The sequence below is a fragment of the Bradyrhizobium murdochi genome, from assembly GCF_000472965.1.
Classification (GTDB): domain Bacteria; phylum Pseudomonadota; class Alphaproteobacteria; order Rhizobiales; family Xanthobacteraceae; genus Bradyrhizobium; species Bradyrhizobium murdochi.
The window spans coordinates 195,891-218,031 of record NZ_AXAU01000003.1 but is presented as its reverse complement, the minus strand read 5'-3'; the positions used below and the strand labels follow the sequence as shown (position 1 = coordinate 218,031).

At 63.6% G+C, this 22,141-nt stretch carries 17 protein-coding genes; 9 read left to right on the top strand and 8 right to left on the bottom strand.

Features of this window, described 5'->3' with window-relative positions:
- Window positions 1–10 precede the first annotated feature (10 nt).
- Together YUO_RS0111765 and YUO_RS0111760 are read left to right on the top strand one after the other, a co-directional pair.
- On the top strand, window positions 11–721 hold the full coding sequence (locus tag YUO_RS0111765; protein WP_028347439.1) for a cysteine hydrolase family protein: 711 nt from the start codon (window positions 11–13) through the stop codon (window positions 719–721).
- A complete protein-coding gene (locus tag YUO_RS0111760) occupies window positions 718–2,370 on the top strand; it encodes a hypothetical protein (protein WP_028347438.1) in 1,653 nt (550 codons plus the stop codon). The genes YUO_RS0111765 and YUO_RS0111760 overlap by 4 nt, the downstream gene beginning before the upstream one ends.
- Window positions 2,371–2,534: 164 nt before the next feature.
- On the opposite strand, the gene YUO_RS0111755 is transcribed toward YUO_RS0111760, so the two are convergent.
- Entirely contained in the window at window positions 2,535–3,389 is an 855-nt protein-coding gene (locus YUO_RS0111755) for a VOC family protein (RefSeq protein ID WP_028347437.1), read from the bottom strand.
- Window positions 3,390–3,462: 73 nt separating this feature from the next.
- Here YUO_RS0111755 and YUO_RS0111750 point away from each other — a divergent pair, with 73 nt between their 5' ends.
- A complete protein-coding gene (locus YUO_RS0111750) occupies window positions 3,463–4,767 on the top strand; it encodes an NAD(P)/FAD-dependent oxidoreductase (RefSeq protein ID WP_028347436.1) in 1,305 nt (434 codons plus the stop codon).
- Window positions 4,768–4,947: 180 nt separating this feature from the next.
- On the opposite strand, the gene YUO_RS0111745 is transcribed toward YUO_RS0111750, so the two are convergent.
- Genes YUO_RS0111745 through YUO_RS0111730 form a run of 4 tightly spaced genes read right to left on the bottom strand, consistent with a single transcriptional unit; the run spans window position 4,948 to window position 10,029 of the window.
- A complete protein-coding gene (locus tag YUO_RS0111745) occupies window positions 4,948–6,579 on the bottom strand; it encodes an ABC transporter ATP-binding protein (protein ID WP_028347435.1) in 1,632 nt (543 codons plus the stop codon).
- Window positions 6,576–7,406 carry an ABC transporter permease gene (locus YUO_RS0111740; RefSeq protein WP_028347434.1) on the bottom strand — a complete coding sequence of 277 codons (831 nt, stop codon included), beginning with the start codon at window positions 7,404–7,406 and terminating at the stop codon, window positions 6,576–6,578. Before YUO_RS0111740 ends, YUO_RS0111745 begins: the two co-directional genes overlap by 4 nt.
- A gap of 4 nt (window positions 7,407–7,410) precedes the next feature.
- On the bottom strand, window positions 7,411–8,388 hold the full coding sequence (locus YUO_RS0111735) for an ABC transporter permease (protein WP_028347433.1): 978 nt from the start codon (window positions 8,386–8,388) through the stop codon (window positions 7,411–7,413).
- A 24-nt stretch (window positions 8,389–8,412) separates the two neighbouring features.
- The gene (locus YUO_RS0111730; RefSeq protein WP_028347432.1) at window positions 8,413–10,029 is read right to left on the bottom strand and encodes an ABC transporter substrate-binding protein; all 1,617 of its coding nucleotides are present in this window, start codon (window positions 10,027–10,029) and stop codon (window positions 8,413–8,415) included.
- A gap of 430 nt (window positions 10,030–10,459) precedes the next feature.
- Here YUO_RS0111730 and YUO_RS0111725 point away from each other — a divergent pair, with 430 nt between their 5' ends.
- Window positions 10,460–10,759, top strand: a complete 300-nt coding sequence (locus YUO_RS0111725) for an HU family DNA-binding protein (protein WP_028347431.1) — start codon at window positions 10,460–10,462, stop codon at window positions 10,757–10,759.
- A gap of 183 nt (window positions 10,760–10,942) precedes the next feature.
- On the opposite strand, the gene YUO_RS47140 is transcribed toward YUO_RS0111725, so the two are convergent.
- On the bottom strand, window positions 10,943–11,149 hold the full coding sequence (locus YUO_RS47140) for an SDR family oxidoreductase (protein WP_028347430.1): 207 nt from the start codon (window positions 11,147–11,149) through the stop codon (window positions 10,943–10,945).
- A gap of 145 nt (window positions 11,150–11,294) precedes the next feature.
- On the opposite strand from YUO_RS47140, the gene YUO_RS0111715 reads away from it, so the two are divergent.
- From YUO_RS0111715 to YUO_RS0111690, 5 genes are all read left to right on the top strand, one after another.
- The gene (locus YUO_RS0111715) at window positions 11,295–12,140 is read left to right on the top strand and encodes a CmcJ/NvfI family oxidoreductase (protein ID WP_028347429.1); all 846 of its coding nucleotides are present in this window, start codon (window positions 11,295–11,297) and stop codon (window positions 12,138–12,140) included.
- A gap of 72 nt (window positions 12,141–12,212) precedes the next feature.
- Window positions 12,213–13,448 (top strand): MFS transporter, encoded by a 1,236-nt coding sequence (locus YUO_RS0111710; RefSeq protein ID WP_028347428.1) that lies wholly within the window; start codon window positions 12,213–12,215, stop codon window positions 13,446–13,448.
- Between the two features lie 112 nt (window positions 13,449–13,560).
- Entirely contained in the window at window positions 13,561–15,228 is a 1,668-nt protein-coding gene (locus tag YUO_RS0111705; RefSeq protein WP_028347427.1) for a hydantoinase B/oxoprolinase family protein, read from the top strand.
- Window positions 15,225–17,270: a hydantoinase/oxoprolinase family protein gene (locus YUO_RS0111700; RefSeq protein WP_235782689.1), complete on the top strand. Its 2,046-nt coding sequence runs from the start codon at window positions 15,225–15,227 to the stop codon at window positions 17,268–17,270. The genes YUO_RS0111705 and YUO_RS0111700 overlap by 4 nt, the downstream gene beginning before the upstream one ends.
- 699 nt (window positions 17,271–17,969) lie before the next feature.
- Window positions 17,970–19,199 carry an ABC transporter substrate-binding protein gene (locus tag YUO_RS0111690; RefSeq protein WP_051379384.1) on the top strand — a complete coding sequence of 410 codons (1,230 nt, stop codon included), beginning with the start codon at window positions 17,970–17,972 and terminating at the stop codon, window positions 19,197–19,199.
- A 125-nt stretch (window positions 19,200–19,324) separates the two neighbouring features.
- Here the strand turns inward: YUO_RS0111690 and YUO_RS0111685 are convergent, their stop codons facing one another.
- Together YUO_RS0111685 and YUO_RS0111675 are read right to left on the bottom strand one after the other, a co-directional pair.
- Window positions 19,325–20,539: a mandelate racemase/muconate lactonizing enzyme family protein gene (locus YUO_RS0111685; RefSeq protein WP_028347423.1), complete on the bottom strand. Its 1,215-nt coding sequence runs from the start codon at window positions 20,537–20,539 to the stop codon at window positions 19,325–19,327.
- A gap of 263 nt (window positions 20,540–20,802) precedes the next feature.
- A complete protein-coding gene (locus YUO_RS0111675) occupies window positions 20,803–22,044 on the bottom strand; it encodes an amidohydrolase family protein (protein ID WP_028347422.1) in 1,242 nt (413 codons plus the stop codon).
- Window positions 22,045–22,141 lie beyond the last annotated feature (97 nt).

The following is a 22,141-nucleotide window of genomic DNA, read 5'->3' as shown; positions in this document are numbered from 1 at the left end:
CGCGTACGTCATGGCGAACTCAGCAAAGCTCGCAGCGGAGCCGGAGCCGATCGAGCTCGCCTGGGCGGCGACCGCGCTTCTCGTCATCGACATGCAGCGCGATTTTCTCGAGCCCGGTGGCTTCGGCGAGACGCTGGGCAACGACGTCAGCCAGCTTGCGCGCGCGGTGAAGCCGATCGCCGCCGTGCTGGAAGCGGCGCGCGCGACCGGCATGCTGGTCATTCACACCCGCGAGGGCCATCTGCCCGACCTTTCCGACGCGCCGCCGGCCAAGGTCGAGCGCGGCGCGCCGTCCTTGCGCATCGGCGATCCCGGCCCGATGGGACGCATTCTCATTCGCGGCGAACCCGGCCACGACATCATTCCCGAACTCTATCCGCTCGACAGCGAAATCGTGATCGACAAGCCGGGCAAGGGCGCCTTCTACGCCACCGAACTCGGCGACGTCTTGCAGCGCTACGGCATCGAGAACCTTTTGGTGTGCGGCGTCACCACTGAGGTCTGCGTCAACACCACCGTGCGCGAAGCCAACGACCGCGGCTATCGCTGCGTCGTGCTGGAAGATGGCTGCGCGTCCTACTTCCCCGAATTCCACGAGATGGGCCTGAAGATGATCAAGGCGCAGGGCGGCATCTTCGGCTGGGTTTCGGATTCAGCCGCGGTGCTGGACGCACTTTCACCGGAGATTCCAATAACGGCAGTAGCGGGGGCATCACGATGAGTGCAATGGGGACATCAGGTACATCCACTTTCAAGCCGGCACTGTGGACGCCGGGCGACTGGAACGCCTTGTTCGGCTTCGGCACCAACATCCTCGTTAACATGCTGGTGCTGACGGGGCTGTTGCGCTTCGTGCTGAAGATGCCGGACAGTATCGTGTTCGGCCGCATCCTGCCGGCGCTCGGCCTGATGATGTGCCTCTCGACGTTCTATTACGCGTATCTCGCCTACAAACTGGCGCAGAAGACCGGCCGCAACGACGTCTGCGCGCTGCCGTCTGGCGTCAGCGTGCCGCACATGTTCATCGTCACCTTCGTGATCATGCTGCCGATCACGCTCAAGACCGGCGACCCCGTGAAGGGCTGGTCGGCCGGTCTGGTCTGGGTGTTCTTCCAGAGTTTTATCCTGATGATCGGCGGTTTCATCGCGCCCTACATCCGGAAGATCACCCCGCGCGCGGCGCTGCTCGGCACGCTCGCCGGCGTCTCCGTCACCTTCATCTCGATGCGGCCGGCGCTGGAGATGTACATGACGCCGCAGATCGGCCTGATCTGCTTCGCCATCATCCTGGTGAGCTGGTTCGGTGGCGTGAAATATCCGAAGGGGATTCCGGCAGGCCTCGTCGCCATTGCCGCCGGCATTCTGATCGCTTGGGGTTCGAACCTGTTCGGCCTCGGGCTCGGCGGCTTGAGCCTGAAAGGCCTCAGTGATGCCTTTGCCAATTTTGGCTTCTCGGTGCCGTTGCCGGCCTTCGGCCACGTGTTCTCCGGCTTCGAATTCCTCGGCATCATCCTGGTGACTGCGATCCCGTTCGGCATCTACGACCTCGTCGAAGCCATGGACAATGTCGAAAGCGCGGAAGCCGCGGGTGACGAATATCCGACCACGCGCGTGCTGACCGCCGACGGCGCCGTCAGCCTGATCGGCTGCCTGATGGGCAATCCCTTTATCAACGCGGTTTATATCGGCCATCCCGGCTGGAAAGCGATGGGCGGGCGGATCGGCTATTCGGCAGCGACCGGCGTCATGGTGGTGCTGCTGTCGTGGTTCGGCATCATCTCGGTGTTATTGGCGCTGGTGCCCGTGGTCGCGATCTCGCCGATCCTGCTCTATATCGGCATGCTGATCGGCGCGCAGGCGTTCCAGACCACGCCGCTCAAGCACGCACCCGCGATCGTGCTGGCGCTGACACCGCATCTCGCGGCGTGGGCGAAGTTGCAGGTCGACACCATGCTCGGTGCGAGCATGGCTGCGGCGCAAGCCGTCGGCGGTCTTGCGGCCGACAAAGTCGGCGCGGTCAAATCAGCGGCCATTGCATCGCTACCGCAGCAAGGCGTGCTCTATTACGGGCTGGAAGTGATGGGCGGCGGCTCGATCCTCACCGGCCTCGTGCTGGGCGCAATTGGCGTGTTCGTGATCGAACGCGACTTCATGAAGGCGTCAGCCTTTGCGCTGGCTGGCGCGATCATGACCTATTTCGGCTTCATGCACGGCGAAGCCGTCGGCATCGGCGGCGGTCTCGGTGTCACACCGGGTGTGGCGCTGGCCTATGCCGTGATGGCGGCGGGGTTGTTTGCGTTGGCGAAGACCGGAGCGAGCGTTGCCTATGGCGCGCGTCCGGAAGTGCCCGCCGCAGCGCCGGCGGAGTGACCTCTCTCCCCTCATGGTGAGGAGCGCCAACGGGTCGCGCGAATGCGCGCCCGATGACAGGCTCCGCGCGTCTCGAACCATGAGGCGACAGGCGGGGCCTTCATCCTTCGAGACGCCACTTCGCGGCTCCTCAGGATGAGGGGAGAGAGCGACGCTGTCGATATCTATCCCTTCACGAACACCAGCATCGTGCCATTGCCCTCGGCCGGCGGCACCACCACGCCGTCGGCACACTTCACGCCGACAGCGCCAAGCGCCTTTTCCGCCGCCGCGAGATCGGCCGCGATCACAAGCCCCGCGCCGCCGCGCTCGGGCAGCCCCGTCAGAGGAACGTCAGGGTAGCGTGTGCCGAGCTGGGTCTTTGTCAGGAATATGAAATCGGCGCGGTCGCCGCCTGAGGGGACCGCAATGACGCCGTCCGGTTCGACCCTCGCCTCACGATCGATCATGCTCGCGAGCTGCGCGGCGTCATCCGCCGGCTCCGGGGTGACGATCAGCACCTCCTTCAGGCGCTTGGCGCCATTGGCGTGCTTCATCAATTCGGGAATCCAAACCGTCTCGCGCGTCTTGTGCTGGCAGGCAAACATGCGCACGCCGCCCGGCGCTTCCGCCGTCGGCCATTGGAAGGTGCGAAACTTGGCCGCCGATATCGTGCCATCGGGCATCGTCACGGGACGTTCGAAATCGGTCGGTCCAATCGGCGGATAGCCGCGCGCGCGAATTTCTTCCGCGCCTTCGGCGGAATCCACCGCCGTGAACGCGATGCGCTCGATGCCTTCGCCATTCTTCTCCAGATACGTCCGCGCCGGAGCATTATGTTCCGTCGGCGCCAGCACGCCGAGCAATTCCATATAGTCGGGGTCGAACATGATGGTGTAGTTGCCCGATCCCATATGTGCGCTGTGGGTGCCGCGCGGCGACACGGTGAAGCCGAGCCGCTTGTAGTTTTCGGCGGCTTTGTCGAGATCTTTCACCATGACCACGGCGTGATCGATTCCGATGATGTTTTTGAGTGCCACTCTTTTGTTCCCTGAGGCTCGTTAGCGGTCTAAGCTAATCAGAACGATCAGTTGCCTGCAAGAAAGGATCATGATGAACACGAGCAACGTCCGCTGGCCCGATTCACTGTGGGCGGCCGTGACGCCATCGGGGCCTGATTTGCCGGAATTGATCGGCTCGCAGCAGGCCGATGTGATCGTGATCGGCGGCGGTTTCACCGGACTTTCCACCGCGCTGCATCTGCGCGAAGCGGGCGTCGATGTCGCGATTGTCGAGGCCGCGGAGCCGGGCTGGGGTGCATCTGGCCGCAACAATGGCCAGGTGATCCCGACGCTGTCGCGGCCCGATCCGGAAGATATCATCGCCAAGCACGGCGCGGCCGGCGAACGTTTCGTCGGCATGCTGCGCGACAGCGCTTCTTATCTCTTCGACGTGACAAGGCGCTACAAGATCGACGCCGAGGCGGAGCAGGCCGGCTGGATTCAGCCCGTGCATTCGCCCGGCCGCATCAAGATCGCGGAACGGCGGGTGCGGCAGTGGTCGAAGTTCGGCGCGCCCGTTGAGTTGCTGTCGCGCGAGCAAACGCGCGAAATGCTCGGCTCCGATGCATGGTTCGGCGGCTTCTGGAACAGAAGCGGCGGCCACATCAATCCGCTGGCGCTGGCCCGTGGCCTCGCGCGCACTGTGCTCGGCCTCGGCGCGCGCATTTACGCGCGCTCGCCGGCGGAAAGTTTTGAACGCCGGGGCGACCGCTGGGTGGTCGAAACCGAGAAGGGCGAAATCTCCGGCCGCGCACTTGTCGTGGCGAGCAATGCCTATAGCGGCGAATTCTCCAAATCGCTGGTGCCTGAGATTGCGCGCGAGGTGATGCCGGTGCTGTCGTGGCAAATGGCGACGCAGCCGTTGTCGGACAACGTCCGAAAGACCATCATTCCTGGCCGGCAGGCGATGTCGGATACCCATGGCGAACTCTATTTCGCGCGCTACGACGCGCGAAACCGTCTGGTCACCGGCGGCGCGGTGATCGGCCCTGGCAACAAGGTGGAGCGGATCAAGGCGCGCGTCACCGAGCGCCTGCAGCGGCTGTGGCCGCAGATCGGCGAGGTCTCGTTCGATTATGTCTGGAACGGTTATGTCGGCATGACCACCGACTTTTTGCCGCGCATCCACAAGCTCGGGCCGAACGCCTATGGCTGGACCGGCTGTAACGGCCGCGCGGTGGCGCTGACGATTCCGCTCGGCAACGAGTTGGCAAAGGCCGTCCGCGGCGTGCCGGAGAACGAGCTGGCACTTCCGTTCACTGAGCCGGTGCCGATCGTCGCGCACGGCATTTTGCGCAAGCTGGCGCCGCTGATGCTGCTGGTCTACCGCCGGCGAGATGCCAGGGAGATGGCGTGACCCAACTAGCGAGCGAGGCTGCCGCTTCTCCCTCTCCCCGTTCTTCACGGGGAGAGGGTCGGGGTGAGGGGCTCTCTCGGCGAATCCGAATGAGAGTTGGAGTGCGTGGAAGCAGCCCCTCACCCCAACCCTCTCCCCGCGAAGAGCGGGGAGAGGGAGAGGCTACACCGCCCGCGAGCGCTACACTGCTGTCGTGTCGTGCTCCCTCGCGAATTCCCCGCCCGGGATGGAATCGAGCAGCGCGCGCGTATACGGATGCTGCGGGTTGCCAAACACCTCGGCCGCGCGTCCGTGCTCCACCACCTCGCCATCCTTCATCACCGCGACGAGGTCGCAGATTTGCGCCGCCACGCGCAGATCATGCGTGATGAAGACGATCGAAAGCCCGAGCCGCGTCCGCAATTCGGCGAGCAGCTTTAACACCTGCGCCTGCACGGAAACATCGAGCGCCGATACCGGCTCGTCCGCCACCAGCACGTCCGGATTCAGCGCCAAGGCACGGGCGAGACCGATGCGCTGGCGCTGACCGCCGGAGAATTCGTGCGGATAGCGGTCGCCGGCGGAAGGATCCAGCCCGACCAGCGCGAACAGCTCTCTCGCATCCGCAATCGCCTTGGCGCGCGGCGTGCCGTGCACGATTGGCCCCTGCGCCACCAGTTCAGCCGCCTTGCGGCGCGGATTGAGCGAGGCGAACGGGTCCTGAAACACCATCTGGATATGCCGCGTCTCGCGGCGGACCTCTTCACGCGGCATTTTCGCCCAGTCGCTGCCGTCGAGCACGATCGATCCGGTATCGGGATCGATCAGCCGCACGATGCAGCGCGCCAGCGTCGATTTGCCCGAACCGGACTCGCCGACAATGCCAAGCGTTGCGCCCCGCGGGAGGTTGAGCGAGACATTCTTCACGGCCGCCGTCACCCGCGCGCCGCGCCCGAGAAAACCGCCGGTGCGATAGGTCTTCGAGACATCGGTGATCGTCAGGATGTTGTCAGAGGCGAGCGCGCGCGGAGGAGGCGCGTTCAGTGGTGGCACCGCGGCAATGAGCTGCTTGGTATAGGCGTGCTGTGGATGGTGCAGCACGTCGGAAGCCGTGCCGTGTTCGACGATGACGCCGTGCTGCATCACTACGACGCGGTCGGCAATCTCGGCGACCACGCCGAAATCATGGGTGATGAACATGACCGCCGTCCTGCGGCGCTGCTGCAGGTCGCGGATCAGTTTCAATATCTGCGCTTGCGTCGTGACGTCGAGCGCCGTCGTCGGCTCGTCGGCAATCAGGAGTTTCGGATCGAGCGCCAGCGCCATCGCGATCATGGCCCGTTGGCGCTGCCCGCCGGATAGCTCATGCGGATAGGCCTTTGCCGCCAGCTTCGGATCGGGAATGCGGACGTCGGCGAGCAGCGCCAGCACTTTCGCGCCGATCTCCGCCTTCGACAGTTCGGTATGGATCGAGAACATCTCGGCGATCTGGTCGCCAATGGTGCGCAGCGGATTGAGCGCCGTCATCGGCTCCTGGAAAATCATCGCAATGCCGGCGCCGCGGACCTCGCGCATCTCCGCGATCGACGCTTTGCAGAGATCACGACCCTCGAACATCACCCGGCCGCCGTCGATCGTCACCTCATTGGGCAACAGCCGCATGATCGCATTGGCCATCATCGACTTGCCGGAGCCGGATTCGCCGACCACGCAGAGGATCTCGTCGGAAGCGATGTCGAGTGACACGCCCGATAGCGCATGCGCGCGGTCGGCGCCGCGGGGCAGGCGGACGCTCAGATCGTCGAGCGAGAGGATGGTCTCGTGCTCGCTCATCGGCCCTTCAGCCTCGGATTGAGCGCATCGTTGAGGCCCTGGCCGACCAGCGACACGGCGAGGACGGTAACGAGGATGGCGATGCCGGGGATTGCCGAGACGTACCACTGCACGCGGAGCACATCGCGGCCGAGGCCGATCAAATTGCCCCAGGACGCCACGTTCGGGTCCGACAGCCGCAGGAAAGCGAGCGCGCTTTCGAGCAGGATCGCGACCGCCATCACCACGCTGGCATAGACGATGACCGGCGGCAGCGCATTGGGCAGAATCTCGCCGAAAATGAGCTGGATATTCCTCATGCCGAGTGTCCGCCCGGCCTGCACGAATTCGCGGTTGCGCAGCGACAAAAATTCCGCGCGGGTCAGCCGCGCCGGCGCCGGCCACGACACCACGCCGACGGCGATGGTGACCGTCGTCAAGGTCGAGCCGAATACGGCGACCAGCACCAGGAGCAGCACGAAATTCGGCAGCGTCTGGAACGCTTCGGTGATCCGCATCAGGACATTGTCGACCCAGCCGCCGTAGTAACCGGCGAAGGCGCCAACCAGGATGCCGATCAGGATCGCGATTGCGGTTGCGACACCGCCGATCAAAAGCGATATCCGCGCGCCGTAGAAGATCTGCGCGGCGATATCGCGTCCTGAATTGTCGGTGCCGAGCAGGAAACGCGGATTGGAGAACGGCCAGACCAGCGGCCGGCCGGCGAGCGCCAGCGGATCGCGCGGATAGAACCAGCCGGCCGAGATCGCCATCGCGATCACGATCAAAAGCAGGATCAGGCCCGCGACCGCGGCGGGACTTCGGAAGTAGCGCTTGACCGCGTCCATGGCGTCAGCCCTCTGCCGTGATGCGCGGGTCGAGCCGCGCATAGATGAGGTCGACGACAAAGTTCACGGTGATGACGAGCAGCGCGGAGACGAAGACGATGCCAAGCAAGGTATTGAGGTCGCGCTGCACCACCGATTCATAGGCAAGCCGCCCGAGCCCCGGCAGCGAGAATACGCTTTCGACCACCACCGATCCGCCCAGCATGGTGCCGGCCTGCAAGCCAATCAGCGTCACCATCGGCAACAGCGCATTGCGCAGCACGTGCCGCGTCACCACCCGCGTCTCGTCGAGGCCCTTTGCGCGCGCGGTGCGGACATAGTCGAGGTTCAGCACTTCCAGCATCGAGGCGCGCATGATGCGCAAATAGATCGCCAGGAAGATCAGCCCGAGCGTCAGCGTCGGCAGCACCAGGTGGCTTGCGATATCCAGGGCTCGCCAGATGCCGGTCCGGACCGTTCCGATGTCCTCAAAACCGCCGGGCGGCAGCCATTGCAGATAGACCGAAAACACAACAATGGCCATCAGGCCGAACCAGAACGAGGGCGTGGCGTAGAAGATCAGGCCAAGCGTGGAGATCAGCGTATCCGGCCAGCGGTTGACGCCGCGCGCGGCGATCACGCCGAACACGAGCCCGAAAAAGAACGCAAAGGACAGCGACGCGGTCATTAAAAGGATCGTCGGCGGCAGCCGTTCCAGGATGACCGAGGCCACCGGCTTGCCATAGATCGAGGAAAAGCCGAGGTCGAGCCGCACCAGCCGCCAGAGATAATTGCCGAGCTGGGCCGGGATCGAGAGGTCGAGCCCATAGAATTTGCGCAATTCCTTGGCGGTCGCGGCATCGCCGCCGCCCATCTGCGCCATCATGGCGTCCACGGTGTCGCCCGGTGCGAACTGCAGCAGCAGGAACACGCCGATCAGGATCAGAACGAGGGTGGGGATCGAGGCGGCAAGCCGCCGCCCCGCCAGGCTGAGGATGCGCATAGACCTATCTTGGCGGATATCGGCTCAAGCCGAAAGCCAAAGATCGTGCCAGCTCGTCGATCCCCAGCGCGGGGTATTGGAATGGTTGCGTGCCTTCGCCGTAATCGTGGTGACGAAAATCTGCTCGATCGGCATCCAGACCGGCAGCTCCGTGTTCACTTCCTTGACGAACTGGGCATAGAGCGCCTTGCGCTTGGCCGGATCGACTTCGGTTGCGGCATCGTCGATCGTCTTGTCGACATTCTTGTCTTCCCAGCCCCACTGGTTGGTCCAGGGCGCGCCCTTCGGCTGGCCGGAACGGTACCAGACCGTGGTCGAGACCGCGGGATCGTTGCGGTATTGGTGCCAGCCGGTGGCGAGATCGAAGGCGTGCTCGTCATAGACCTGCTTGAGGAAGCCGCCGCCGTCGTTACGCACGATCTCGACGGGGATGCCGATCTCGCCGAGCGATTGCTGGATGAAGGTCGACCACAGCGAGATGTCCTCGCCCCACGGCGCGGGCAACAGTCTTAGCGTGAAGCGCGTGCCGCCGGTGCCCGGCTTGAAGCCGGCTTCATTCAGCAGCGCGGCGGCCTTGGCCTTGTCGTACGGGTATTGCGGCGTGTTCGGGCCCGGATAGAAATCGGTCGAGGTCGAGGGGATCGGCCCGGTGCCGAGCTTGGCGAAATCGCCGAGAAAATTCTCGATGAAGAACGGCACGTTGATCGCATGCGCGATCGCACGGCGAACGCGGATGTCGGACAGTTCCTTGCGGCGGAAGTTGAATTCCAGCGTATTGGTCCGCGCGTTGCCTTCATTGCCCTTGGTGGAGACGATGAAGCGCTTGTCCTTGGAAAGCCGCGCCAGGTCGGAGAGCGTTAGCCCCGAGAACGGCGAGTAGTGCAACTCGCCGGCCTCCATCTGCGCGGCGGCCGCGGAGCGGTCGGTGATCACGCGCCAGACGATGCGATCGAGATAGGGCGCGTTCGGACGCCAGTAGTTTTCGTTGCGGTCGGCGATGACATATTGTCCGCGCTCATATTTGACGAACTTGAACGGCCCGGTGCCGACCGGCGCGAGGTTGGTCGGATTCTGCCGGATGTCGCCGCTCTCATAGAGGTGTTTGGCGGAGACGTAGCCGAGGTCGGGCAGGGCGCGGAGCAGCAGGTTCAGCGGCATCGGTCGCTCGTATTTGAAGATCGCGGTCTGCGCATCAGGCGTTTCGACAGCGGTGAGGAAGAGCTGCAGCGTCGATCCGTAATTGAGGATCTTCTTCCACATGTTCATGGCGGTGAATTCGACGTCGGCCGAGGTGAACGGCTTGCGGTCGTGCCAGGTGATGCCCTTGCGCAGCTTGAACGTCACCGTCTTGCCGTCGGGCGAGGCTTCCCAGCTTTCGGCGAGCACGCCGACCGGCTGGCCGGTGGCGTCGAGATCGACGAGGTTTTCCTGGATCTTGCCGCTGATGATATAGACGCCGGTGGAAGCCTGAATGCTCGGATTGAGCTGGCGCTGCTCGGCGCCGTAATGGACGTTGAATACGCCGCCCTTGCGCGGCGTCTCCTGCGCAAAGGCCCGCATCGGATTGATCACGTTGGCCGCGATGGCCGCCGACGTCAGCAGCGCGGTGCGACGATTGATCTCAAGGCGCGTCAAATCCATGCGAAGTCTCCGAACACGATATTGATGGCAGACCGTTCACACGCGTCCGCCTTAACGGCGATGTTACGATGGAAGGCCAACGCGAGTCATTTTCAAATCAACGCGCAGAGCGGAAAATCCTTCCAGAAAACAACGTGCTTGCTGGCCGATCGAGCTGCGCATTTTGCCCTGTCAGAAGGCAAATCGCGGCTCGCCCCGATAGAGACAGGGACTGGAGAGCAGCCCGGGATTGTCCGGAAATGGGGCGTTTGGGTTCGTTGAATCCCCCTAAAAATAGGCTCCGGACGGCTTCCAATGCCAAAAAACCCCGGAAAAATTGGACGAATCACTACAACTCGACTAGCGAGATAGTTGTGCAGAATGTCGGAAACCCTGTTTTTTAGGCGGTTTCCGACATATCGTCGCCTGTGCCAGAATCAATGGAGCAACCATGGCCACCCAAATGTCTAAGTCGCAGCTCATCGAGAAGATCGCGACCACCACCGAACTTTCGAAGAAAGAGGTCAAGAACGTGATGGACACGCTCGTTGACGTCGGTCACAAGGAGCTCAAGAAGAACGGGTTATTCCTCGTTCCTGGCTTCGCGAAGTTCGTCGTGGTCAAGAAGCCGGCGACCAAGGCTCGGAAGGGCACCAACCCCTTCACGGGCGAGGAAATGATGTTCAAGGCCAAGCCGGCCCGCAAGATCGTCCGGGCCCGCCCGGTCAAGGCCGCCAAGGACGCCGTTTAATCTTGAATCTCCCTCGCCCCGCTCTCGCGGGGAGAGGGTTGGGGTGAGGGGCTGCCTCCGCGACCGCTCTAGTAGAGGTGCTCGCGGAGAGTCTCCCTCACCCGAAATTCAAACTGCGCTTGAATTTCGACCTCTCCCCGCAGACGGGGCGAGGTGACCTGAGTGTGCTGCACCATATGCCCCTCACACCACCGGCGAGCGCCCATCGTCGACATTGATCGCCGTGCCCGGTGATGACGATCCCTGATCGGAAGCAAGGAAGCAGGCGAGGTTGGCAAATTCCTCCGCCGTGCCGATGCGCCGCAGCGGCGTGCCCTTCGAGGTCCGCTGCGCGTTGGGGCACGCGCCGCTCGCGGCCGATGACGCGCCCGTGAACGCCGGAAATACCATCCGTTGCCGGAACCGCTTTGGACAAGGATTTTCTCCCTCCTGGGCCGCTGGGAACGGCATCGTTGCTATTTTCAAAATCGTCTTGTGAGGCCCGGCGGTCACTCCGACATCAAATGGAACAAACAATGGAGTCCAGGAGACCACCATGGGCCTGCAGCAAGCAAAAATCGAATCGCTTCCCTTCGTCACCGCCGAGCTGAACTATCTCGCGCCGACGCCGGGAAAGCCCCGCACCTACGCTTTCGATCCGCCGCCGGGCGAAGCCAAATCCACCGCGCTGCCCGAACCGCACAACGTCCCGATCTTCGACGCGCGCCTGATCGCGGCAAACCTTTCGCTCGACCGCGAAGGTTTTGCGCTGGTCCGCCATCCCACCATCGTCAGGAATTTCTACGACGATAAGGAAGTGAAGAACGTCTACTATCCCGCCGTGGAAGCCTTCCTGAAGGCGACGCTCAAGGCCGACCGCGTCTTCATCTTCGACCACACCGTACGCAAGCGCGTGGAGGGCGCCGCCGATATCAGGGGCGCTGGCCCACGCCAGCCGGCCACCCGCGTCCATGTCGACCAGACCGATAAATCAGGCGCCAACCGCGTGCGCGAACATCTGCCGGATGAGGCTGACGAGCTTCTGAAGGGTCGCGTGCAGGTCATCAACGTCTGGCGGCCGATCCGGGGGCCCGTGCTGGATGCGCCGCTGGCGATGTGCGATGGCCAGACGGTGGAGCCGGGCGATCTCGTCGCATCCGACCTGATCTATCCGAACCGCAGCGGTGAAACCTATTCGGTAAAATACAATCCGAACCATCGCTGGTACTACATTCCGGAAATGCGGACCGACGAGGCGTTGCTGTTGAAGTGCTACGACTCCGCAACCGACGGCCGCACAAGGTTCGGGCCGCATACCGCCTTCATCGATCCGACCACGCCGGCCGATGCGCCGCCGCGCGAGAGCATCGAACTGCGAACGCTGGTGTTCCACAGGAGCTGATAGCGGGCGGATTCGCGTTCTCAACATATTGATGCTACCTCGCCCCGAAACGGTTTTGGGGCGAGACGGCTCATGGACGACGGGAAGGCCGATGGCGCGGATGTCAATTTCCGCGCCCTGATTTTTGCGCTGCTGGCGCTGGCCTGCGGTCACATGCTGTCGACGCTGCTGCGAACCATTCCGGCCATCAGCCTCGACGTGATGGCGGCCGATTTCAAAACGCCCTCGCAGACGCTGGCGAGCCTGACCTCGATCTATCATTTCGCCTTTGCTGCTTCGCAGATTCCGGTCGGTGCCGCGATGGATCGGTTTGGCGTGCGGCCGGTGTCGCTCGGTCTGCTGGCGGGAACCATCGTCGGCGCGCTGGCGTCGGGTCTGGCCACGGGGCCGGAGGGCTTTCTGTTCGGCCAATTCCTGCTCGGGGTCGCCACCTCGGGCATGCTGATGTGCCCGATGACGCTGGCGGCGAAGCAGATGTCGGCGGCCCGCTTCGGCCTGTGGTCCGGCATCATTCTATCGATCGGCAATATTGGCATGCTGCTGTCGTCGAGCCCGCTGGCCTTCGTCGTCGAACAGTGGGGATGGCGGGCCGGATTCTGGATCTCCGCCGGCTTCGGAGCGGTGGTGGCGGTGGCTGTGTTCGCGCTGGTGCCGAAGCAACCGGCCGCGCATGCCGACGACTCCTCGCCATTATCGCAAATGGCCGAGGTGCTGCGCATCGGCCTGTCGCGACCGCTGCGCGGCCTGATCGCGCTGGCGCTGGTGTCACTCGCGGCCTCGCTGGTGTTGCGCGGACTATGGGGCGGACCGTGGCTGATGGAAGTCAAGGCGCTCGGCCGCATTGAGGCCGGCAACGCGCTCGGCCTGTTCACGCTGGCGCTGATCGCAGGACCGCTGCTGATGGGGATTGTCGATCGCACCATTGGCCATCGCCGCGAAGTTCTGGCCGCCACGCATTCCTTTGCCGCACTGCTGCTCGCCCTCATGGCGGCCGGAGCGCCGCATTATCCGCTTTCCGAGCTGCTGGGCGTAAAGGCCGTGCCGGCGCAGGTCGACGCCGGGCTGTTTGTCCTGACCGGCATCGCCATATCGACGCAACCGCTGCTGTTCGGCATGACGCAGCAAATGGCGGGCGCGCAGAATGCCGGCAAGGCGCTATCAGCCGTCAACCTCGCATTCTTCCTGGGTGCTGCGCTGATGCAATCGGCAACCGGCGTGGTTGCGGCAGTCTATGGCTTGCCCGCGGTGCTGCTGTTCATGGCGGCCGCCTTGATCGTGGGGACCACCATATTTTTGCGGTATACGTAGGATGGGTGGAACGTAAGCGATACCCATCAATGCTGGTCGAAGGGTGATGGGTTTCGCAAGGGCTCAACCCATCCTACACTCCGGCGCAGATGCCAGATAATAACGGGTAACCATGTCCGCCAGGATCGATCTCATCACGCGCTCCGTCGTCCAGCACCGCCTCAGCTCGATCGTGAAGGAGATGGGCGAGGCGATGCTTCGCACCTCCTATTCGCAGATCCTCAACTCCAGCCGCGATTTTTCGCTCGCGATCTGCGACCCCGCGGGGCGGCTGATTGCGCAGGCCGATCACCTGCCGGTTCATGTCGGCGCATTGCCGTGGGCGACGCTCGCGGTCGAGGAACGGTTCAAGGACGTTAAGCCCGGCGACGTGATCCTGCTCAACGATCCCTATTACGGCGGCAGCCATCTGCCTGATTTGACCGCCTTCGTGCCGGTGTTCGACGGTGAGCGGCGGCTGCTCTGGACCATCGTGCGCGCGCACCAGAGCGACATCGGCGGCGCCACCCATGGCGCCTATAACCCTGCCGCCACCGAGATCTATCAGGAAGGGCTGCGTGTCCCACCGATCAAGCTCTACGAGGCAGGCAAGCTCCGCGACGATCTGCTTGACCTGCTGGCGCTGAACATTCGCAACCCCAGAGAATTCCGCGGCGATCTCGCGGCCATGCTCGGCGCGGCGCATCTCGGCGAGCGGCGGTTGTCGCGACTGTTCGCCGAGTTCGGCGCGCCGGTGGTGGAAGCCGCCGTCGAGGCGATCCTCGACGCCACCGAGCAGCAGACCCGCGCGGTGGTCTCGACCTGGAAGGACGGCGTGTTTTACGGCGAGGCGTTTCTCGACGACGACGGCCACGGCCGAACCGATATCCGCATCGCCGCCAAGGTCACCAAGAACGGCAGTGACGTCGAAGTCGATCTCTCCGATTCCGATCCGCAATCGACCAGCTTTGTGAATTCCTCGCACGCCAACATGCAGGCCGCGGTCGCGATGGCCTTTGCCTATCTGATCGATGCCAAGATCCCCAAGAACACCGGCGCGCTGCGGCCGCTGAAGGTGATCGCCAAACAGGGCACGGTGGTGTGGGCCGATCCAGGCCGGCCGGTGACGCTGTGCACCAGCCATCCGTCCAATGAAATCGTCGAGGCCATCGTGAAAGCCCTGTCGGCATCCTGCCCGGAGCGTGCAATGGCGGGCTGGAGCCGGCGCTTTCGCATCGCGATTCAGGGCGAGGACCCGCGCACCGGCAAGAATTTCATCTGGCACCTGTTCCAGGCGCGGCCCGGCGGCGGCGCGTCGTCGGGCGGCGACGGTTGGTCGTCGATCGGCGAGTGGCATTCGGTCGGCGGGCTGAAGTTCGGCAGCCTGGAGGTGGCCGAAGTGCGCTTTCCCTTGCACTTCCGCACGCATGAATTCCGCCCCGGCTCCGGCGGCGACGGCCAGCATCGCGGCGGCCTCGGCGTGTCGCTCGATCTGGTGCTGGAGACGGAGAAGCCTGCGAAAGGCAATACCGCCGGCGACGGCGCGCGACACGGTCCGTGTGGCATGCTCGGCGGCGAGGACGGCAAGCCGCATCACTATCGTCTACTCTCCGAGGGCCGCGAGCCCCGCGTGTTGCGTACCAAGGAGGTCGGTATCGAGCTTCGTCCCGGCGATTGCCTGGAAATCCGCTCTTCGGGCGGCGGCGGGTGGGGGCCTCCTGCGAAGCGAACGGCGGAGGCGCGCCGGCGCGACCGCGAGCAGGACCTCACCGAAGTCGCGGCGGAGCGGGCGTCCTCATGATGTTCAGGATAGGCGTTGACGTCGGCGGGACCTACACCGATCTCGTGGCGACTGACGAGACCGGCCGCACCGTGTTTGCAAAATCACCATCTACCCCGGCGGATCAATCGATCGGCGTGATGGCAGGGCTGGAAGAATTGGCGCGGCGGCTGAACGTTACGCGCGCGGACATGCTCGCGGCGACCGATCGCCTCGTGCACGGCACGACGGTCGCGACCAATGCGCTGCTGGAGCGCAAGGGCGCCAAAGTCGCGCTGATCACCACCGAAGGTCATCGCGACGTCATCGAGATGCGCGAGGGGCTGAAACCGGATCGCTACGATCTGCGCTCACCGCCACCGGCGCCGCTGGTGCCGCGTGATTTGCGTTTCGGTGTCAAGGAGCGGCTCAAGGCCGACGGCAGCGTCCTCGTTCCGCTCGACCCAAAGTCGCTCGACGACGCGATTGCCGGTATCAGGCAGTCGGGCGCAAGCTCGGTCGCGGTGTGCTTTCTGCACTCCTATCTCAACCCGGTTCACGAACTCGCCGCCGTCGAGCGGCTGAAGCAGGCGCTGCCTGATATCAGCATTTCGCGCTCCAGCGACGTGCTGCCGCAGATCAAGGAATATGAACGCGTCTCGACCACGATCGTGAACGCCTATGTCGAGCCGATCGTGCGGCGCTATCTGACCAATCTCGAAACGCGTCTCGTCGAGGCCGGCTTCAAGGGCAGTCTCTTTGTCGTGCTGTCGCATGGCGGCATGGCGCCGGTCGAGGAAGCTTCGCGCCTTGCCGCGGGCACGGTGCTGTCAGGTCCCGCGGGCGGCATGTCGGGCGGGCGGCGCTGTTCTGACTTGCTCGGCATTCCCGATCTGGTGCCGTTCGACATGGGCGGCACCTCCACCGATATCTCGCTGATTTCTGGGGGGCAGGTCTCGCTCTCCGCCGACGGCATGCTGGCCGGCCAGCGCATCGCGCTGCGCAGCCTCGATATCGCCAGCATCGCCGCCGGCGGCGGCTCGATCGCGAGCGTCGATGCCAGCCGCACCCTGCGGGTCGGGCCCGAAAGCGCGGGCTCGGTACCTGGCCCGGCCTGTTACGGCAATGGCGGCGAGGCCGCCACCGTCACCGACGCCAATGTCGTGCTCGGCTATCTCGATGCCACAGCCTTCATGGGCGGCAAGCGCCCGCTCGACCGCGCGGCGTCGGAGGCGGCCGTCGACCGCATCGCGGCTGCGATGGAGCTGTCGCGCGTCGAGGCCGCCGCCGGCATCTACCGCATGATCAATCTGAACATGGCCGATGGCATCCGCCTGATGACGCTGCGCCGCGGCGTCGATCCCCGGAAATTCGCGCTGTTGAGTTTTGGTGGCGCGGCGGGCCTGCACGCGGCGGAGGTCGCTCGCGAGCTCGAGATCAAGCGCATCATCGTGCCGACGGTGGCGTCCGTGCTGTCGGCCTGGGGCATGCTGACCAGCGACCTCCGCTACGAAGTCAGCCGCACGCATTATGGCGCCGGCGCGCGCATCTCCGCCGATGAAGTGCGCGAGCTGTTTGCCGGGCTCGAGCAGCAGGCCGCCGGCCGGCTGCGTTCGTGGTTCAACGGCAAGATAGCGATCGAGCGTTCCGCCGAAATGCGCTACGGCGAGCAGATCTTTGAGATCGACGTCTCGCTCGACGGACTCGACTGGAACGCGCCTGACCTGGTGGACCGGATCGAAGACCGCTTCCACGTCAGGCACGAGGAACTGTACACTTATGCCTCGCGCGGCCAGGAGGTCGTCTTCGTCAACGCCCGCGTCGCGGCGATCGGCGAAGTCCAACGACAAGACGAAAGCGCACGCGAGGCCGCATCCTCCAGCACCTGTTCGCCGCATAGCCGGCGGCAAGCCTTCTTCGGCGGCTGGCGCGAAGTCCCGGTCTACGCGCTCGACGAACTGCGCCCTGGCCACGCGTTGACGGGACCCGCGATCATCGAAGCCGAAACCACGACGGTGCTGGTCGACACCGGCGACCGCGTAACGGTCAATCCGTTGGGTTGGCTGGATATTAAGCTGCGGTGAGGCCGTAGCCCGGATGAGCGTAGCGATATCCGGGTCATAGCTCCCGCATATCGCTTCGCTCATGCGGGCTACGTTGCTGCTCAAATCGGTGCATTACCGATTGCGGCCCCTACACGGCCAATCTCGACCATGTATACGGCCAAGACCCAACTCGTTCGCCAGCCACAACGGAACCGTTGCCTCTTGAGGCCCCTCGCGTATCACCGGCACTACGGGCCCGCCGCATGGATCGACCCGGTCATCCTCAGGGCGATAACGATATCGTGGAACGATATTGTAATCCCAGTAGGGAGTTGGCCTTACGACGGGCACCCTGATGATGGGCCTTTCCCGTGGTTCACGAACGACTTGGGCCGTCTGCGCATGCGCCGCGGTACCAAACGTGCCCAGGTTACCCAGGACCAGGGCCGTTCCCAAAGCTACGATCGTTATCCTCATGCCTCGACCTCCTTGCCACACACTGCTTAGACGCAACTCGGATATCCAGCGATGTTCGAATTCGTGCCGCTGCTGAGGATATATCGGACATCAAACACGCCTGAACCGCAACGTCTCATTTTATGAAGACTGGCGACCCATTTGGCGTGGCAATGCCGCGCCGCCAACATTTCATTTTAACAACCTGAACTCCCGCGCTATCATCGTCATCGCTGGGTGGCGTCACGAGCTCTGAACAGCTCGGGTTCGAGGGCAGCGTTGATGAAAACAAGAATAAAATGGCTGTCACCAGCCTTCTTCGCATTGTTCTTGGCATCGATACTGGCCGCCCTGCAGCCGGCCCGGGCTGCCGGCGTCACCGACACCGAAATCCGCATCGGCAACATCATGCCCTACACCGGCCCGCTGGCCGCGTTCGCTTCGATCGGCAGGGCGGAGGCCGCCTATTTCGACATGATCAACGAGCGCGGCGGCATCAACGGGCGCAAGATCAGGTTCATCTCCCGCGATGACAGCTCAAATCCGAGAACGGCGGTCGAGCAGACCCGCGAGCTGGTCGAACAGGAGCGCGTGCACCTGATGTTCGGGTCGTTCGGCACGCCGAGCAATCTGGCGACGCGAAGCTATCTCAACGAGAGAAACATACCGCAGCTCTTCGTTGCCTCCGGCGACGAAGAGTGGGCGCATCCGAAGCGGTTTCCCTGGACGATGGGTTGGCAGCCGACGTTCCGGGCTGAGGGGCGTATCTACGCCAACTACATTCAAGCCGCCTATCCGAGCCGGAAGATCGCCGTGCTCTGGCAGAACGATCAGTTCGGCCGCGATCTGTTCCGGGGATTGCAGGAGGGGCTCGGCATCACTGCCGACATGATCGTTGCGGATATCGCCATTGATGCTGATATGTCGATCGACACCCAGGTCGACATCCTCAAGAACTCCGGCGCTGAAGTGCTCGTGCTCAACTGCGCACCGCCGATCTCGGCGCGTGCGATCCGCAGAGCGGCTGAACTCGGTTGGCATCCACAGTTGTTGCTGGTCAATGCGGCAGCATCGATCGCAAACGCGCTAAGGCCGGCAGGACTTCAGAATTCCGTCGGTGTGATCTCCACCTCGTTCCTCAAAGATGCCAGCGACACCACCTGGAAGGATGATCCCGCCATCAAGGAATGGCTCGCGTTCATGGACAAATATTATCCTGACGGTGACAAGGAGGACGGCAATGCCATCTTCGGCTACGCGGCGGCCGAGACGCTGGTCCAGGTGTTGACCCAGTGCGGCGACGACCTGTCGCGCGAGAACATCATGCGGCAGGCGGCGTCCTTGCGGAACTACCAGAGCACGGTCGCATTTCCGGGAATAGCGATCAATACCGGGCCGTCCGACTTTCATCCGATCGAGCAGATGCGGTTGGTGCAGTTCGACGGCAATTCCTGGCAGCCGATCGGCGATGTGGTCGAGAGCGCGTTTCTGGGCGCACCGGGCGATAAGTGAGCGGAAAGTAGGGTGGGCAAAGGCGCATTTGCGCCGTGCCCACCATCTATCTACGCGCGTCGTAAGGAATGGTGGGCACGCTTCGCTTTGCCCACCCTACGGCACCGCGAGTGCGGAGCGCGCGTCTACCTCTTCTGCCCGTAGTTCAACAGCCCACCCTTGCTCTTCGGCGGATGGGCGCGCAGGCCTTCCTCGTTGGGCTCGGTGCCCCAGCCGGGACGGTCCGGCATCACCAGATGGCCATCGACGATCTCGGGCACGTGCGTAAACAATTCATGGTCCCACGCCAGGCGATCGATGTCGGTTTCCATGATGCGTAAATTCGGCACCGCGGCGGAAAAGTGCGCGTTCTGCATGGTGCAGAGGTGGCCATAGAAATTATGCGGGGCGACGTTGACCTCGAAATGCTCGGCCGCCGCGGCGATCTTCATCGATTGCCAGACGCCATTCCATGGCGTGTCGACGATGGCGACATCCATCGCCTGTTCGTTGAAATAGGGCAGGAACTCGCGCAGGCCCAACAGCGTCTCGCAGGACGACACCGGATGCGGGCTCTGGCGGCGGATGTAGCCCAGCGCCTGCGGGTTGAAGGTGTCGATCTCCACCCAGAACAGATCCATGTCCTTGATGGCGCGCAGTATCTTGAGGTAGCCCTCGGTCTTGGCATTGAAGTTGAGGTCGAGCAGCAGATCGACATCGGGGCCGGCGCCGTCGCGGATTGCCTCCAGATGCATGCAAAGATTGCGCAGCACCTTGCGATCGACGTTGATCTCGGGTTCGAACGGCGAACCAAAGCCCGGCCGCCAGCCTTGCGGCTTGCCGTCGGTGTAGACGAAGATGTTGGTCTTCATCGCCGTAAAGCCTTTTTCGCGCACCTCGCGGCCAATCGATTTGACGCCGTCGAGATCGGTAATCGCCGGCTTGAACCAGTCGGGATGGTTGATGCGCCAGGTCGCGCAGTGCGACCAGTAGACCCGGATGCGGTCGCGGATCTTGCCGCCGAGCAGTTCGTAGCAGGGCACGCCGAGCGCCTTGGCCTTGACGTCGAGCAGCGCATTCTCGAGCGCCCCAAGCGCCAGCGCCACCACGCCGCCGGCGGCCGGGCGCGTCGCGGCGAACAGTTCGGCGTAGATCCGCTCGTGCTGGAACGCGTTCTTGCCGACGACGCGCGCGCCAAGCCGTTCGATCGCCGCCGTCACGCCGGGCGCCCCAAAACCCTCGTCGTACTCGCTCCAGCCGACGATGCCGTCCTCGGTCATGATCTTGACGAAGTGATAGTTCCGCCATCCGGCGTCGCAGGCCAGCGTTTCGACGCTTCTTATCTGGATGGCCTTTTTCATGATTCCTGCCCCGCGGGTTGTCGTTGTCGTTGGTCAATAACAACAAGGGATGATAGGGAGGTCAATCGCAGGGTACGCAGACCGTTAATGCAGATTGTGCTTATCCGGCGCGCCGTGGCCTCGTGGTTCGAGACGCGCAGCTTCGCCGCGCTCCTCACCATGAGGGTCTAAGATTCTTTTCACCCGCGAGATTTTAGACCTCATCCTGAGGAGCGGCGCTCGCGCCGCGTCTCGAAGGATGAAGCCACCGACGGTGCGGAAAGCTAAGCTCGTGGCGGAAACAGCGTCGGCCTCTGCCGCCCGAACACCTGGCGGCCATTCTTGAACCCCATCAGCACATCAGGCAGTTCGGCGATTGCATTGGTGCCGCTATCGGTATCGAGAATAACCAGATCGGCCGGCTTGCCAGGCGCGATCCCGTAATCCCGCAAGTTCATCAGCCGCGCCGGCAGCTCGGTAACGAGATCGAGGCAGGCGTCGAACTCGCTGATCCCTGCTTGCGCGACATTGGCGTAGAAATTCGCCATCCGCAGCAGCGAGGCGTCACCGAACGGCGTGAAGGGATTAAGCACATTGTTGGTCGCGACCGAACAGAGAACGCCGTCTTCAACCAGCTTGTGCGCCACGGTCAGCCCGCGCGGCGCATTGTGCGTGGCGTCGCGGCCCATCAGATAGAGATCGGTCGCGGGCAGCACGGTGACGGCGACGCCGGATTTCGCAAGTCGCGCCGTTGCCGCCTTCAGCCGGTCCGGCGGCAGCGCCGATAATTTGGTGGCGTGACCGATCGCGACGCGGCCCTGATAGTTACGCCGCTCGGTCTGCCGGCAGACCTCTTCGAGGTGCCACCAGGACGGATCGAGATCGAAGTCGAGGTGCAGGTCGATATCGACATCGAATTGCTGCGCGAGGTCGAAAATCTTTTCGAGATGTGCGTTTGGGTCGGTGTCCATATAGGGGCAGCCGCCGATCACCTCACCGCCGTCGCGCAAGGCGGCAATGAGCAGCTCCTCGGCGCCGGCATCGTTGGTGAGGCCCTCCTGCGGAAACACGCAGATCGAAAGATCGAGCGCCCAGGCATAATCGCGCTTCAGCGCTTTCACCGCCTCAAAGCCGCGCAAGCCAATCCGCGGATCGATTTCGACATGGGTACGCATCCGCGTGGTACCATGCACGATGGCGCGCTCGATCACCCGCGCGCCGCGCGCATAGACGTCTTCGACCGTGAAATCGCACTTCATCGCGGCGACCGCGGCGATGGCTTCGCTGACGCTGCTATGATTGTGCGCGCAGCGGCCGAGCAGGCAGGCCTTGTCGAGATGGATGTGGGTGTCGACGAAGCCGGGCAGGGCCAATCTGCGGCCGACCTCGATCTCGACTGCGTCGCAGGCAAGCCGGGGTTCGATGGCCACGATACGCCCTCCGGCGATGCCGATATCGACAGGCGTCGGCGAGGTTCGCGTCCTGGCGTTGCGGAAGATCAGGTCAAAGGCGGTTTTCGTGTTCATCAGGCGTCGGGCTGGAGAAGATCTCAACCTATCGGAAGCGGGGGCATCGGGCACCTCCAGATTGTGTGCAATTGGAAGGCTGAACTGTTCAAAATAT